Here is a 15,880-nt window from a genome sequence, read left to right as displayed (position 1 = left end):
GCCCTTCCCGTTCGCGGGAGCTCGGCATCTCGTCGCCGGGGGCACGTACATGTCGGCGGACCGGCGTTCCCGCAGCTCACAAGGGTGAGGGCCGAGGTCCTAGGACCAGCGGAGGACGGCGTACGGGACGAAACTCAGTGGGCGCTGTCAGTGGTGAAACGTAGGCTCACCCCTGATGTCCACCTCACTCGAATCCGCCGGAGGCGGCCGGTCGGCCGTCCGGACGCTCACGCGCCTGTGGCCGTACGTCCGCCCTGTCCGAAAGCGCCTGTTCTGGGCCGCTCTTGTCGCCGTCGTGGCCTCCTGTATGAGCCTGGTCTTCCCGCTCGTCCTGAAGTGGATGGTGGACGGCCCGGTGGCCGACGGGGACACCTCGGGGGTCTGGCTCGGGGCGCTGCTCCTGCTCGGCCTCGGCGTCGCGGAGGCGCTGCTCTTCGGCTTCCGGCGGTGGCTGGTGGCGCGGCCGCTCGCGGGGGTCGAGGCGTCGATGCGGGCGGACCTGTTCCAGCACCTCCAGCGGATGCCGGTGGCCTTCCACGACCGCTGGGCCTCGGGCCAGCTGCTCTCGCGCGGCACGACGGACCTGATGCTGATCCGCCTCTTCCTCGCCTTCCCCCTGACCTTCATGGTGGTGAACGGCGCGACGATCCTGGTCGGCGTGGCCCTCCTCCTCGCCCAGGACTGGACGCTCGGCCTGGTGCTCCTCGCCCCTGTGGTGCCGCTGGTGGTCGTCGTGTCGTACTTCGAGGCGCGGTTCGCCGACGTGGCGCGGCGCGCGCAGGACCAGGTGGGCGATCTGACGACGGTCGTCGAGGAGAGCGTGCTCGGCATCCGCATCATCAAGGGCTTCGGACGCCACCGCAGCCAGGCACGGGCGTTCCGCGACCTGTCGCGGACCCTGCGCGGCACGGAGCTGGCCAAGGCCCGGCTGCTCGCCGCGATCTGGGGCGTCATCACGACGCTGCCGGAGCTGGCCATCGGGGCGGCGCTCGTGCTCGGCTCCGTGCAGGTCGCCGACGGCGACCTGTCGGCGGGCACCCTGGTGGCGTTCCTGTCGACGGCGCTCGCGCTGCGCTGGCCGGTGGAGTCGATGGGCTTCCTGCTCGCGATGAGCCAGGAGGCGGCGACGGCCACGGAGCGGTACTTCGAAGTGCTCGACGCGGAGCCCGAGTCCGACGCGGACGCCGTCGCCAAGAGCGCGCCGGAGGCCGCCGACGGCATGCGCTTCGAAGGGGTCTCCTTCCGCTATCCGGATGCGGACGACGACACTCCACCGGTCCTGTCCCACATCGATCTGCACGTCCGCACGGGCGAGACGATGGCCCTGGTGGGTGCCACCGGCAGCGGCAAGACCACGCTCACCGCCCTCGTGCCCCGGCTGCACGACGTCAGCGGCGGCCGCATCACGCTCGACGGCCAGGACATCGCGGCCCTGCCCCGGCAGCGGGTGCGGGAGCTGGTGTCGGTGGCCTTCGAGGAGCCCACCCTGTTCTCGGCGTCCGTCGGCGAGAACGTCCTCATGGGGGCCGGCCCCGGCGCCGGGGAGCGCGACCTCGGCCACGCCCTGTCGGTCGCGCAGGCCGACTTCGTGCACGCGCTGCCGCAGGGCGCCGACACCCAGGTCGGCGAGCAGGGCCTGAGCCTGTCCGGTGGCCAGCGGCAGCGGCTCGCGCTGGCCCGCGCGGTCGTGGGGCGGCCGAGGTTCCTGGTCCTCGACGACCCGCTGTCGGCGCTCGACGTCCACACCGAGGCGCTGGTCGAGGCGGCGCTGCGGCGCGTCCTGAAGGACACCACCGCCCTGGTGGTGGCCCACCGCCCGTCGACGGTGCTGCTCGCGGACCGCGTCGCCCTGCTCTCCGGCGGCCGCATAGCCGCCGTGGGCACCCATCAGGAACTGCTGCGGGACAACACCGAGTACGCGTGGCTGATGTCGGGGGGATCCCAGTGAGTACGCGAGGACCGGACGACTTCGACCAGGACACGCTGCCCGCGCCGCCCGGCGCGACCGGGCGGCTGCTGCGGTCGCTGCTCGCGCCGCGGCGCGGCCGGGTCACGCTGGCCGCCGTGCTGCTGCTCCTGCAGCAGGCCGCCGTCCAGGCGGGCCCGTTGCTCGTGGCGTACGCCATCGACTCGGCCGTGCCCGCCGTGCGCGAGGACGACTACGGCCCGCTGATCGCCGTCGGCGTCGGCTACGGCCTGTCCGCTGCGCTCTCCGGCGTCCTCCAGTACGCCTTCATCCTGGCCTCGGCGCGGGTGAACCAGGACGTGCTGCTCGATCTGCGCGGGCGGATCTTCCGGCACGCGCAGGCCCTCAGCGTGGACTTCCACGAGCGGTACACGTCCGGGCGGCTCATCTCCCGGTCCACGACGGACGTCGAGTCGCTGCGCGAGCTGCTCAGCGAGGGCCTCCAGGAACTGCTCACGGTCGTCCTGTCCTTCGTCTACATCGCGGGGCTGCTGCTCTGGCTCGACCTCGGCCTCGGCGCGGTCGCGGCGGCCTCGTTCGTGCCGCTGTACCTGCTGATCCGGCTCTTCCAGCGCCGCGCGGCCAAGGTGTACCGGGTCCGCTCCACGGCGATCGCCGCCGTGATCGTGAAGTTCACGGAGACGATGAACGGCATCCGGCCGGTGCGGGCCTTCCGGCGCGAGCGGGCCAACGACGAGCGGTTCGCCGCCCTGAACCGGGAGCACGAGCGCGTGAACGGCGACGCGCTCCTGGAGATGGCCCGGTACGTGGTGGGCTCACGGCTCGTCGCCAACACCTCGGTGGCCGGAATCGTCCTGTGGGGCGCCTACCGCGTCGCCGAGGGGACGCTCGCCCTCGGCGTCCTCGCGGCGGCCGTGCTGTATCTGCGGCGCCTGTACGACCCGATCGACCGGCTCGGGATGTTCCTCAACTCCTACCAGTCGGCCGCGGCGTCCCTGGAGAAGATCGCGGGGCTGCTCGCGCAGACGCCGACCGTGCCGGAGCCGGAGCAGTCGGCGGCGCGCCCGCTGCCGGGCCTGGCCTCCGAGCACCCGGGCCGCACGGTCGTGTTCGACGGCGTGCGGTTCGCGTACCGGACGGGCGGCGAGGTCCTGCCGCGCTTCGACCTCACGCTGCCCGCCGGGCAGACCGTCGCCGTCGTCGGCTCCACGGGCGCGGGCAAGTCCACGCTCGCCAAGCTCCTCGCCCGGTTCTACGACCCCACCGAGGGCCAGGTCCTGCTCGACGGCGTCGACCTGCGCGAGCTCGCGACGGCCGACCTCAGACGCGGCGTCGTGATGGTCACCCAGGAGGCGTTCCTGTTCTCCGGCACGGTCGCGGAGAACATCGCGATCGGCCGCCCGGAAGCCACCCGCGAGGAGATCGAACGCGCCGCGAAGGCGATCGGCGCCCACGACTTCATCGCGGCCCTGCCCGACGGCTACGACACGGACGTGCGCAAGCGGGGCGGCCGCATCTCGGCCGGGCAGCGCCAGCTCGTGGCGTTCGCCCGCGCACTGCTCGCGGACCCGGCGGTACTGATCCTCGACGAGGCCACCAGCTCCCTGGACATCCCCGGGGAGCGGGCCGTGCAGCGGGCGATGGACACGGTCCTGCGCGGTCGCACGGCGGTGGTGATCGCCCACCGCCTGTCCACGGTGGAGATCGCCGACCGCGTCCTGGTCATGGAGCACGGCCGCGTCGTCGAGGACGGCACCCCCGCCGAACTCATCGCGTCCACGGGCCCCTTCGCCCAACTCCACAAGGCCTGGCGAGAGAGCGTAGTGAGCTGACCCCAGCCGGTGAGAGGGCGCGCCCGGCACAGGCGCGCCCCGAAGGGGCGCGGGGCTGTGCCGATGTGCGGCTCCGCCGCGTGGGCGCGCCCAGCCACCGACAACCGGCAAGGGGACGGCCGAGGGCCACCCCCCGTTGCGCCGCATAACGGACGCCCGAACCCCCGCACCGGACGTATTCCAGCCAAAGTACGCCAACTGAATGACATGTACCTGTCTCGAATGGCACTCTTCCCCTCACCAGTCGCACAGGAGCTCACGCACCGGCGGCTCCCGCGCGCGGCGCGTCCCCCCAAGCGGCGCGGCGTGCGCCAGGCACCACGTACTGCCCTGCTCTGCCCGGCCGGTCACCCGCCGCCGGGTCGCCACAGGCCACGCACCCCCGTGGCCGCGCAGAAGGAGTCCGTGTTGAGCACATCCCCCACATCCCGCAGAACCCCCTCCCACCGGCGTGCCACCGCCATCGGCGCGTTCGTCGCCGCCGCCGCCCTGCTCGGCGTGACCGTCCAGGCCACCACCGCGTCGGCCGACCAGGCGTCCGCCGGCACCAAGGCCAACGCCGGTGCCATGCCGCAGCAGCTCTCCCCGTCGCAGCGGGCCGAGCTGATCCGCGCGGCGGACGCCTCGACCGCCGCCACCGCCGAGCGCATCGGCCTCGGCGCGAAGGAGAAGCTGGTCGTCCGCGACGTCATCAAGGACCGCGACGGCACCACGCACACCCGCTACGAGCGCACCTACGCCGGGCTGCCCGTCCTCGGCGGCGACCTCGTCGTCGCCACCGCAGAGTCGGGTGCGGTCAAGGACGTCAACCGCGCCTCGAAGGCCCGCCTCACGGGGCTTCGCACGAGCGCCGACGTCAAGGCGGCGAGCGCCGAGAAGCAGGCCCTCGGCGTCTCCAAGGCGGACGGCTCCACCAAGCTCAAGGCGTCCCAGAAGCCGCGCAAGGTCATCTGGCTGGCGGACGCCAAGGGCGGCGCCCCGAAGCTCGCCTACGAGACGGTGGTCGGCGGCTTCCAGAAGGACGGCACGCCGAACGAGCTGCACGTGGTGACCGACGCCAGGACCGGCAAGAAGCTCGGCGAGTGGCAGGGCGTCCACGAGGGCACCGGCAACACGCAGTACAGCGGCCAGGTCCAGCTCACCACGCAGCAGTCGGGCTCGCAGTACACGCTCACCGACACCGCGCGCGGCAACCACAAGACGACCAACCTCAACCGCGGCACGTCCGGCACCGGCACCCTGTTCTCCGGCCCCGACGACATCTGGGGCAACGGCCAGGCCTCCAACGCCGAGACCGCGGGCGCGGACGCCCACTACGGCGCGGCCCTGACCTGGGACTACTACAAGAACGTGCACGGCCGCAACGGCATCAAGAACGACGGCCGCGGCGCCACCTCACGCGTGCACTACGGCAACAACTACGTCAACGCGTTCTGGCAGGACTCCTGCTTCTGCATGACGTACGGCGACGGCTCGGGCAACGCCAAGCCGCTCACGTCCATCGACGTGGCCGCCCACGAGATGACCCACGGCGTCACCTCCGCGACCGGCAACATGACGTACAGCCGCGAGCCCGGCGGCCTGAACGAGGCGACCAGCGACATCTTCGCGGCCGCCGTCGAGTTCAACGCCAAGAACCCCTCGGACGTCGGCGACTACCTGGTCGGCGAGAAGATCGACATCCGCGGCAACGGCACCCCGCTGCGCTACATGGACAAGCCCTCCAAGGACGGCTCGTCGCTGGACAACTGGCGCAGCACCGCCGGGAACGTGGACGTCCACTACTCCTCCGGCATCGCCAACCACTTCTTCTACCTGCTGAGCGAAGGCAGCGGCAAGAAGGTCATCAACGGCGTTTCGTACGACTCGCCGACGTATGACAACAAGCCTGTGACCGGAATCGGCATCGACAAGGCCGCCAAGATCTGGTTCAGGGCACTCACCACGAAGTTCACCACGACCACCAACTACGCGGCGGCGCGCACCGGCACGCTGGCCGCCGCCGGCGAGCTCTACGGCACGTCGAGCGCCGAGTACACCGCGGTCGCCAACGCCTGGGCGGCCGTCAACGTCGGCGCACGCCCCTAGCCGACGCGGTCGGCGCCGCTCCGGGGAGCCCGGAACCGCCAACCCCCCGGGGCGGCGCCGCAGTTCACCGCGGGAACGGAACCGGCGGTCCGTTCACACGGTGTTCGCATGACGGACCTTGACCATCGGCCAACGGACGCAATCTGGCCAACATTCAGTCAAGGTCCTGACATGTACCTGGCTCAAATGGCACGCTGCTCACGCACGGCACACCAGTTCATCCGCACAGCACCAGTTCGGCCCGGGTGGTCCCCCATGCCATCCGGGCCTTCACACAAGGAGCATGCGTGACCCCCCACATAACGAAGCGTTCCACTCTGGCCATCGCCACCGCCGTCGCCGCCGGAGCGCTGCTCACCGCCGGAATGACCACCGGCGCCTCCGCACAGCCCGACACCGCCAGAGCCGCCGCCCCGGCCCCCGCCGCCGCGCCGGCCACGCTCTCCGCCACCGCCCGCGCCGACCTGCTGCAGGGCGCCGAGGACAAGGCCGCGGCCACCGCCGACCGCATCGGCCTCGGCGCGAAGGAGAAGCTGGTCGTCCGCGACGTCGTCAAGGACCGCGACGGCACCACGCACACCCGCTACGAGCGCACCTACGCCGGACTCCCCGTCCTCGGCGGCGACCTCGTCGTCCACACCGCGAAGGACGGCTCGGTCAAGGGCGTCAGCAAGGCGGCCAAGGCCACCATCAAGGTCGCGTCGACCGACGCGAAGCTGGCCCCGAAGTCCGTGGCCGCCTCCGCCAAGTCGACGGCCGCCAAGACCGGCGACACCGCGAAGGCCGACCCGCGCGCGCCGCGCAAGGTCGTCTGGGCCGCCGAGGGCACGCCCACGCTCGCCTACGAGACCGTCGTCACCGGCGTGCAGAAGGACGGCACGCCGAGCGAGCTGCACGTCATCACCGACGCGGCCACCGGCAAGAAGCTGTACCAGTACCAGGCCATCGAGACCGGCACCGGCAACAGCCAGTACAGCGGCAAGGTCACGGTCGGCTCCGTCAAGAGCGGCAGCACCTTCCAGCTGACCGACTCCGGGCGCGGCAACCACAAGACGTACGACCTGAACCACGGCTCCAGCGGCGGCAAGCTCTACACCGACGCCGACGACGTCTGGGGCACCGGCAAGCCCTCCAACACCCAGACCGCCGCCGTCGACGCCGCCTACGGCGCGGGCCTCACCTGGGACTACTACAAGAACGTGCACGGCCGCAGCGGCATCAAGGGCGACGGCAAGGGCGCCACGTCCCGCGTGCACTACGGCAACGCCTACGTCAACGCGTTCTGGCAGGACTCCTGCTTCTGCATGACGTACGGCGACGGCGAGGGCAACGCCAAGCCCCTCACCTCCATCGACGTGGCCGCCCACGAGATGACCCACGGCGTCACCTCGGCCACCGGCAACATGGAGTACAGCGGTGAGTCCGGCGGCCTGAACGAGGCCACCAGCGACATCTTCGCCGCGGCCGTCGAGTTCAAGGCCAACAACGGCCTGGACAAGGGCGACTACCTCGTCGGCGAGAAGATCGACATCAACGGCGACGGCACCCCGCTGCGCTACATGGACAAGCCCTCCAAGGACGGCTCGTCGCTCGACTACTGGAGCAGCAACGCCGGCAACGTCGACGTCCACTACTCCTCCGGCATCGCCAACCACTTCTTCTACCTGCTGAGCGAGGGCAGCGGCAAGAAGACGATCAACGGTGTGGCGTACGACAGTCCGACCAAGGACGGCTCCAAGGTCACCGGCATCGGGCGCGACAAGGCCGAGAAGATCTGGTTCAAGGCCCTGACGACGTACTTCACGTCCACGACGGACTACGCGCAGGCCCGCAAGGACACGGTGAAGGCCGCGGGCGACCTGTACGGCGCGAACTCCGCCGAGGCGAAGGCCGTTGCCGCCGCCTGGACCGGTGTGAACGTCAAGTAACCCTCTGAGCCGGGCGGCACCCGGGGAGACCCCCTGGGTGCCGCCCGCACCATTTTCGCCGCTAGCGCATCAGGACCCCGGCCTCTCCCCCGGTCACCTCCGAAGGCACCGCCACCAGGCCGAGTTCCGCGCCGTTCGCCAGGAGGCGGTGGGACGGCAGGATGCGGACCGTGTAGCCGAAGGGGCCGGTGCGGTCCAGCGCCAGGGGGCCCTCGTACAGCAGGCGGCCCTCGCCGTCGGGGGTGCCGGTGGGCTTCAGCGGCACCGGGGTGGCGTCGGCGATGTGGTCCTCGGGGTCGACGCGGCCCGCGATGGCCTGCACCTCGACGTCGTCGCAGGACAGCTCGCCCAGCCGGACGCGCACCCGCAGCGCGAGGGTCGCGCCGAGCTCCGCGGTGGTGCCCACGGCCGTGGCCTCGACGTGGTCGACGGCGACACCCGGCCAGGCCGCGCGGACGCGGTTCTTCCACGCGGCGAACCCGGTGGCGGTGGCCGCGTCGAGCACGCGGTGGGAGCGCGCGGCGGGCACGTACAGGCGCTCCACGTACTCGCGCACCATGCGCCCGGCGAGGACCTTGGGGCCGAGCCGGGTCAGGGTCCGCCGCACCATCTCGATCCAGCGGTCGGGCAGGCCGTCGGGCCCGTTCTCGTAGAAGCGGGGGGTGACCCGCCGCTCCAGGAGGTCGTACAGGGCGGCCGCCTCCAGGTCGTCGCGGCGGTGGTCGTCGGTGGCCGAGCCGTCGGCGGTGGGGATCGCCCAGCCGAAGTCCGGCTCGAACCACTCGTCCCACCAGCCGTCCAGGACCGACAGGTTGAGGCAGCCGTTGAGCGCGGCCTTCATGCCGGAGGTGCCGCAGGCCTCCAGGGGGCGCAGCGGGTTGTTCAGCCACACGTCGCAGCCCGCGTACAGCTTCTGCGCCATCGCCATGCCGTAGTCGGGCAGGAAGACGACGCGGTGGCGCACCCGCGGGTCGTCGGTGAAGCGCACCAGGTCCTGGATGAGCCGCTTGCCGCCGTCGTCGGCCGGGTGTGCCTTGCCCGCGACGACGATCTGCACCGGCCGCTCGGGGCGCGTGAGCAGTTCCAGGAGCCGGTCCTGGTCGCGCAGCATCAGCGTCAGCCGCTTGTACGAGGGGACGCGCCGGGCGAAGCCGATGGTGAGGACGTCGGGGTCGAGGACCTCGTCGATCCAGCCGAGCTCGGCGGTGGCGGCGCCGCGCTGCCGCCAGGACACGTGCAGCCGGCGGCGCACCTCGTCCACGAGCTGGGCGCGCAGCACGCGGCGCAGCTGCCAGATGTCGGCGTCCTGGATGTCGGCGACGGCGTCCCAGCGCTCGGAGCCGCCGACGGACAGGGCGTGGTCGGTGCGGCGCGCGCCGATCTGCCGGGCGCCGAGCCCGAGCACCTCGGGGGCCACCCAGGTGGGCGCGTGCACGCCGTTGGTGACGGAGGTGATCGGCACCTCCTCGGGGTCGAAGCCGGGCCACAGGCCCTGGAACATCTCCCGGCTGACCTTGCCGTGCAGCGTGGAGACGCCGTTGGCGCCGCGGGCCAGGCGCAGCCCCATCACGGCCATGTTGAACACGTTGGCGTCGCCGCCCGGATACGTCTCCATGCCCAGACGCAGTATCAACTCGACGTCGATGCCCGGCAGTTCGGCGTCGGGACCGAAGTGGTGGGCCACCAGCTCACGGTCGAAGCGGTCGATTCCGGCGGGCACCGGCGTGTGGGTGGTGAAGACGGTGCCGCCGCGCACCGACTCCAGGGCGCCCTCGAAGGCGAGCCCGCCCTGGACCAGCTCGTGGACGCGCTCCAGGCCGAGGAAGCCCGCGTGGCCCTCGTTGGTGTGGAAGACCTCGGGTGCGGGGTGCCCGGTGAGGCGGCAGTAGGTGCGCACGGCCCGGACGCCGCCGATGCCGAGCAGCATCTCCTGGAGCAGCCGGTGCTCGCTGCCGCCGCCGTAGAGCCGGTCGGTGACCTCGCGGGCGCCGGGGTCGTTCTCCTCGACGTCGGAGTCCAGCATCAACAGCGGCACGCGGCCGACCTGCGCCTGCCAGACGTGGGCGCGCAGGGCCCGGCCGCCGGGCAGCGCGAGGCGCACCAGGGCGGGGGCGCCGTCGGGCTCCCGCAGCAGGGTCAGGGGCAGCTCGTTCGGGTCGAGCAGGGGGTAGTGCTCCTGCTGCCAGCCGTCGCGGGTGAGGGACTGCCGGAAGTAGCCGTGCCGGTAGAGCAGTCCGACGCCGATGAGGGGCACGCCGAGGTCGCTGGCCGCCTTCAGATGGTCGCCCGCGAGGATGCCGAGGCCTCCGGAGTACTGCGGCAGGGCGGCCGTGACGCCGAACTCCGGCGAGAAGTAGGCGACGGCCGCGGGCAGGTCGGATCCGGGCGGGTCGGGCGGCTCGGCCTGCCGCTCCTGGTACCAGCGGCGCCCGGTGACGTACTCGCGCAGGTCCTCGGCGCTCTCGCCGAGGCGCCGCAGGAAGTCCTCGTCGGCGGCGAGCTCGGCGAGGCGGGCCGCGGGCACGGAGCCGAGCAGACGCACGGGGTCGCCGCCCGAGGCCTCCCACAGGGCCGGGTCGACGTCGCGGAAGAGGTCACGGGTCCCGGTGTGCCAGGACCAGCGCAGATTGCGGGCGAGTTCGCTGAGCGGGGCGAGGGCGGCGGGCAGGACGGGACGTACGGTGATGCGACGGATGGCTTTCACGGCGGCACCTCTGTCGGAGGACGTACGTGACCCAACGACGGTAGGGGGTCGGGCCGCCCCGCCACCACGGGGCCGCGAACTCGCCCGGGACAAAGGCAAGTCGTGGCCGCCGCGGGGGCGGGGGTCAGGGCGCGTTCCCGGAGACGACCTTCCCCTCCGCGGTCGTGGCGAAGACGGCGCCGCCGGCGTAGAGCGGATGCCCGAACGTGGCGAAGGGATCCGTGCCCCCCGTGGGCCCCGCCTTCGGGATCTCCTTGGTGCGCAGGGTGTCGACGTCGCCGTCGAGGCGCAGTCCGCGGATCTCGTACGCGCCCACGGACAGCACCCGGTCGCCTGCGAGCGCCAGCGTGACCAGGTCGTTCGGGGCGCCGTAGCGCCAGCGGCGGTTGCCGGTGGACCAGTCGTAGGCGCTCAGCTCGTGCTCGATGACGGCGTCCGGGTCGGGGTTGTCGCTCGCCACGACGAGCACGTCCGCCGGGCCGAGCACCGGGCGCGGACCGGAGGGGCGCACGCCGGGCGCGAGGACGCGCCGGACGCGCAGGGTCACGGGGTCGAGCTCGCGCACGCCCGCGCGCCCCTGGCTCCAGCACACCAGCGACGACGGGCCGCGCAGCATCAGGTCGTCGCAGGGCACGGACGCGGTGCGGGCGGTGCCGCCGGTCCGCGCGTCCAGGCGGACGACGCCGCCCTTCTCCAGGGCCGTGAACACCCGCCCGCCGTCGACGACCAGCGGCCCCGCCGTCTTGGGCAGCGGCTTCGACCGCCACAGCTCGCGGCCGTCGGACGCGGCACGGGCCCGGACGACGCCGGTGCCGGGCGCGTCGCCCGGAGCGCCGCCGCCGAGGCGGAACTCGACGGCGTAGACGACGTCCTTCGCGTACGCGAGCCCGATGACCCCCGAGCCCGTGGGCGCCGCCTCGCGCCAGCGTTCCGTGCCGGACGCCACGTCGACCTTGGTGACGCCGAGTTCGCTCGGTACGTAGACGGCGCGGCCGGTGGGGTCGGCCTCGGGCGGCACCGCCTGGACGCCGGTCAGTTCGTCGGCGCGGCCGGAGAAGCCACGCGTCGTCCACCGGTGGCGCCCGTTGGCCGCGTCGAAGCCCGCGGCCGCGCCCTTGCCGTCGCGGCACACCAGGGTGGCGTCGGCCAGGACGCAGCCGTCGCCCCGGTCGTCCAGGCCCGCGGGGCGCGCCACGGACCACGGCTTCCAGCCCTCGGGCCGGGCGGCGGCGCGCAGGCCGCCGGGGTCGTGGTCGCCGGTGCGGCGCGCGTTGCCGTACTCGGACACCACGACCGGGCCCCGCTTGCCGCCGCCGGACGGACCGGCCGGGGAGCCGGAGGCGTTCGGCCCGCCGGAGGCACCGGCTTCGCGGCCGCCGCCGTCGCCTCCACCGCCTCCGTCTCCGCCGCCTCCCGGCAGGAGTACGGCGGCGAGCGTCACGGCGGACACGGTCAGCGCGGCGGCGGCGATCCACACCCACCGGCGGCGCGCGGGCCCGGACGCCGGGGAGCCGGGGAGGCGCGCGGGAGCGGCCGGCGGGGCCTGCGGCGCGGGGGCGGGGGCGCGGCCCGCCCCCGCGCCGCCTCCGGTCACCGTGTCGGCCGCCGCGAACTCCCCCTCCACCGCTGCCCGTTCGCACCGCTCCACGGCCTCGCGGTGCTCGGCGAACAGGGACAGGACCTCGGTGGGCCAGGGCACCGCCGCCGACGGCCCCGCGAGGCGGGCCGCCAGCTCCGCGGCGGTCGGGCGGTCCTCGGGCGCGGGCGCCAGACAGGCCGCCACGGTCTCCCGGAGGCCGTCGTCCCGCGGCACCCCGGACAGATCGGCGTCGCCCTGGGTGATGCGGAAGATGACGGAGGCGATCTCCTGGTCGTCGAAGGGGCCGCGCCCGCTCGCCGCGTACGCGAGGACGGCCCCGAGGGCGAACACGTCGGACGCGGGCACCACCGCGTGGCTGCCCAGGAGCTGTTCGGGCGCCAGATAGCCGGGCGTGCCCACGATCATGCCCGCGGCGGTGAGCGCCGTCGCGTCGAAGGCCTGCGCGATGCCGAAGTCGATGAGCCGCGGCCCGTCCGGGGCGAGCAGGACGTTGCCGGGTTTGAGGTCGCGGTGCAGGACCTGGGCGAGGTGCACGGTGCCGAGGGCCTGCGCGAGCCGGGCGCCGAGCGCGCGCACCGCACCGACGGGCAGCGGGCCGCAGCGCCGCACGGTCTGCCCGAGGGCGGGCCCGGCCACGTACTCCGTGGCGAGCCAGGGCACCTCGGCGTCCGCGTCGCCGTCCAGGAGCGCGGCGGTGCCGGGCCCGGACACGGCCCGGGCGGCGGCTATCTCCCGGCGGAAGCGGACCCGGAACTCGTGGTCGATGTCGAGGTCGGAGCGCACCGTCTTCACGGCGACGAGCGGCGTGCCCGGCCCGGACCGCGCGAGGAAGACCTCCCCCATGCCGCCCGCGCCGATGCGGGCGAGCAGCCGGTACGGGCCGACGTGGCGCGGCGGCCCGGTCAGCGGTGCGAGCACGGGGTCTCCTCGGGGTCGGGGCTGGGGAACGGGGGCGGCCCGGCCGGGCGGCTCCCCGGACGAGGCGGTGCTCAGGAGGGGATGCGGACGGAGACGACCGTGCCCTGGTCGTACACGATGGTCGCGACCCCGCCGAGCGGCAGGACCGTCGGCGCCCGCAGCTGGTCGGCGATGACCGTGCCGGGGTCGCTGCTCCGCTTCGGCGCGCGGTTGCCCGGCGCGCCCGGCACCCGCAGGGTGCGCACCGCGCCGGACGCGGTGAGCGGCACCGTGCGCAGGGTGGTGTTGTCGGCGACGAGCGCGCGGTCGCCGATGAGCAGCGGCGCCGAGGAGATCATCCGCGGGACCCGGTCCTCGGCGACGGTCAGGGGCTCCTTGCGGGTGATCCGGCCCTTCGCCGTCTCGGCGACGAGGAGCCTCGCCCCTTCCGTGTCGTAGGCGAGGGCGCTGCCGGGTCCCACGGCGGTGACGACAACGTCCGGCGGCACCGTTCCGTCCGGCCTCACCTTCGGGGCCTTGAAGGCGAACGCGCCCTCGGTGGCCAGGGTTTCCGCGTCGAGCCGGGTCACGCGGGTGCCCGTCGCCTCGGTGGCGTCGGCGAAGTCGGAGGCGCCGGTCACCACGGCCTGGCACAGGATCTGCTCGCCCACGGCCATCACGCCGCCGCACGAGCCGTCGTAGGCCTTGCCGCGGCGGGCGCCCGTCCTGGCGTCGAGGGCGACCAGGCCCTGTTCGGCCCAGGCGTAGACCCGGCCGTGCCGGGCGACCTCCGCGCCGTACATGCCGTTCTGCTCGGCGCCGGACAGCTCGTCGGTGCTGAGCGGCGCGGTCCACCGGGGCGCGCCGCCGCCCAGCGGGTACACGAGGAGCGTCGCTCCCTCGGGGCCGCCGTCGGCGTACGGCTTGGCCTCGGCGGTGACCAGGAGCAGGCCGTCGCCGAGCAGGGCGCGGGTGAAGTACCTGCCCTCCGGCGGGCGCGCGGACCAGCGCACGGCGCCGGACGCGGAGTCGCGCACCTGGAGGCGCCCCTCGCGGGCGATGACGGAGGTCCCGCCGCGCACGACGGGGGCCAGGCGGTCGCCCTGCATGAACAGCTTCCCGCTCGGGCTCAGATAGGCCTCGCTCCCGGCGCCCCCCGCGCTCCCCGCGCGGCCGTCCGAGGTCCACAGGCGCTTGCCGTCCGCCGCGCCGACGGCTTCGTACGTGCCGTCGGTGAGCAGGCAGACGACGGCGCGGGTGTCGGCGGCGCAGTTCATCGGCGCGTGCGAGAAGGAGCCGCGCCACGGCTTCCAGCCCTTGGGGCGCTGCTGCGGGTACTGCGGGACCAGGCCGCTGCGGTCGTCGGTGCCCTCCTTGTCCACGCCCGCGGCGGCGATCAGCCGGGCGGGCGGCAGGGTGCTGGACGGGGCGGCGCCGGGGCGGGCCGCGCCGCCCTTCGCCCCGTCGTCGCCGTCGCCGCCGGAGTCGGGGCCGAGCAGGGCGAGCAGGGCCCCGGCGGCGCCCCCGGCCACGGCGACGGCGGCGATGACGGCGAACGCGGTACGGCGGCCGCGCCGCCGGGGCACGTCCGGCGCGGCGGCCGCCGAGGGCGCGGCGGCGCCCATGGTGGGCAGCTCGTGGGCGGCCGGGGCGCCGGGCGCGGCCGGGGTGTTCGCCGGGGTGTTCAGGGCGGTGGGCGTCCACGTGGGCGTGGGCTCCCCGCGCGGCACCCCGGCGGACTCCTCGCCGGACTCCCCGCCGGGCGGCGCGGCGGGCGGCGCGGCGGGCGGCGCGGCGGGCGGCGCGGCGGGCGCAGCGGGCAGGGGCAGCAGCGGCCGCCCGGCGGCGCAGAGTTGCTCGACGTCGCGCCGCGCCTCGGCGATGGCCGCCGCGACGGGCGCGGGCCACGCGAAGCCGGGGCCGTCCGTCCCAGCGAGGCCCGCGAGGCGCCCGGCGAGCTCCTCGGGGCCCGGCCGCGCGGCCGCGTCCACGTCCAGGCAGGCGGCGAGGACGTCACGCAACTCCTCGGGCACGGCGTCGAGTCCGGCCTCGGCGCGCGACACCCGGTACAGGACGGCGGCCACGGGCCCGTCGCCGAACGGGTCGCGCCCCACGGCCGCGTACACGAGGACGGAGGCGAGGCAGAAGACGTCGGACGCGGCCACCACGTGCCGTCCGCCCGCGACGTGTTCGGGCGACATGAAGCCGGGGGTGCCGACGAGCAGCCCGGTGGCGGTCATCGTGGTCGCCCCGGGTGTGCGGGCGACGCCGAAGTCGATGAGCTTCGGCCCGTCCGGGCCGATGAGGACGTTGGCGGGCTTCAGGTCGCGGTGCAGCGCCCCGGCGGCGTGCACGGCGGCCAGGGCCCGGGCCACGGCGGTGCCGAGCGCGGCGACGGCGGGCACGGGCAGCGGGCCGTGCCGCCGCACCGCCTCGGCGAGGGTGGGCCCGGCCACGTACTCCGTGGCGAGCCAGGGCTGTTCGGCGTCGGCGTCGCCGTCGACGAGCCGGGCGACGTACGGGCTGGTGACGGAGCGGGCGACGGCGATCTCGCGGCGGAAGCGGGCCCGGAAGGCGGGCTCTTCCGCGAGGTCCCGCCGGACGGCCTTGACGGCGACGAGCTCGTCCGGGTCGTAGGAGGCGCCGGGGCCGCCGGGGGCAGCGGAGTCCGGGCCCGCGGCGAGGCCCGGGGCCGCGGCGGAGCCCGCGGCCCCGGGGGCGTCCTGCGGCACGCCCAGGAACACCTCACCCATGCCGCCCGCGCCGAGCCGGGCGACGATCTCGTACGGACCCGTCCGGCGCGGGGAGGTGTCCCTCAACTGACCGATCATTCCGCCCCGTCCCCCTGTGCCCCTGCTGCCCGGTCGCTGTCGCATCCGTGCGCGGCACGGGCGGTCGCACCGC

7 protein-coding genes are annotated in these 15,880 nt (G+C 74.3%); 4 read left to right on the top strand and 3 right to left on the bottom strand.

The annotated features are described in order from the left end of the window. The first annotated feature begins 175 nt into the window (after nucleotides 1-175). The 4 genes from MQV74_RS28350 (at nucleotide 176) to MQV74_RS28335 (ending at nucleotide 7,775) form a co-directional block, all read left to right on the top strand. Nucleotides 176-1,948, top strand: a complete 1,773-nt coding sequence (locus tag MQV74_RS28350) for an ABC transporter ATP-binding protein (RefSeq protein WP_242723901.1) — start codon at nucleotides 176-178, stop codon at nucleotides 1,946-1,948. After that, on the top strand, nucleotides 1,921-3,759 hold the full coding sequence (locus tag MQV74_RS28345) for an ABC transporter ATP-binding protein (protein WP_441349345.1): 1,839 nt from the start codon (nucleotides 1,921-1,923) through the stop codon (nucleotides 3,757-3,759). The genes MQV74_RS28350 and MQV74_RS28345 overlap by 28 nt, the downstream gene beginning before the upstream one ends. Nucleotides 3,760-4,167: 408 nt before the next feature. Next, nucleotides 4,168-5,847, top strand: coding sequence for a M4 family metallopeptidase (locus tag MQV74_RS28340; RefSeq protein ID WP_242723882.1), 1,680 nt, complete (start codon nucleotides 4,168-4,170; stop codon nucleotides 5,845-5,847). Between the two features lie 287 nt (nucleotides 5,848-6,134). Then, on the top strand, nucleotides 6,135-7,775 hold the full coding sequence (locus MQV74_RS28335; protein WP_242723879.1) for a M4 family metallopeptidase: 1,641 nt from the start codon (nucleotides 6,135-6,137) through the stop codon (nucleotides 7,773-7,775). 61 nt (nucleotides 7,776-7,836) lie between these two features. Here the strand turns inward: MQV74_RS28335 and glgP are convergent, their stop codons facing one another. The 3 genes from glgP to MQV74_RS28320 form a co-directional block, all read right to left on the bottom strand. Then, complete coding sequence (gene glgP / locus MQV74_RS28330) at nucleotides 7,837-10,479, bottom strand: alpha-glucan family phosphorylase (RefSeq protein ID WP_242723864.1); 2,643 nt, start codon at nucleotides 10,477-10,479, stop codon at nucleotides 7,837-7,839. Between the two features lie 124 nt (nucleotides 10,480-10,603). After that, nucleotides 10,604-12,997 carry a protein kinase domain-containing protein gene (locus MQV74_RS28325; protein WP_242723860.1) on the bottom strand — a complete coding sequence of 798 codons (2,394 nt, stop codon included), beginning with the start codon at nucleotides 12,995-12,997 and terminating at the stop codon, nucleotides 10,604-10,606. A gap of 71 nt (nucleotides 12,998-13,068) precedes the next feature. Beyond that, nucleotides 13,069-15,795, bottom strand: coding sequence for a protein kinase domain-containing protein (locus MQV74_RS28320; RefSeq protein ID WP_242723822.1), 2,727 nt, complete (start codon nucleotides 15,793-15,795; stop codon nucleotides 13,069-13,071). Nucleotides 15,796-15,880: the final 85 nt, after the last annotated feature.

Origin of the sequence: Streptomyces sp. AN091965 (assembly GCF_022698285.1) — a bacterium.
Lineage (GTDB): Bacteria > Actinomycetota > Actinomycetes > Streptomycetales > Streptomycetaceae > Streptomyces.
This window is presented reverse-complemented; position numbering and strand designations above follow the sequence as displayed.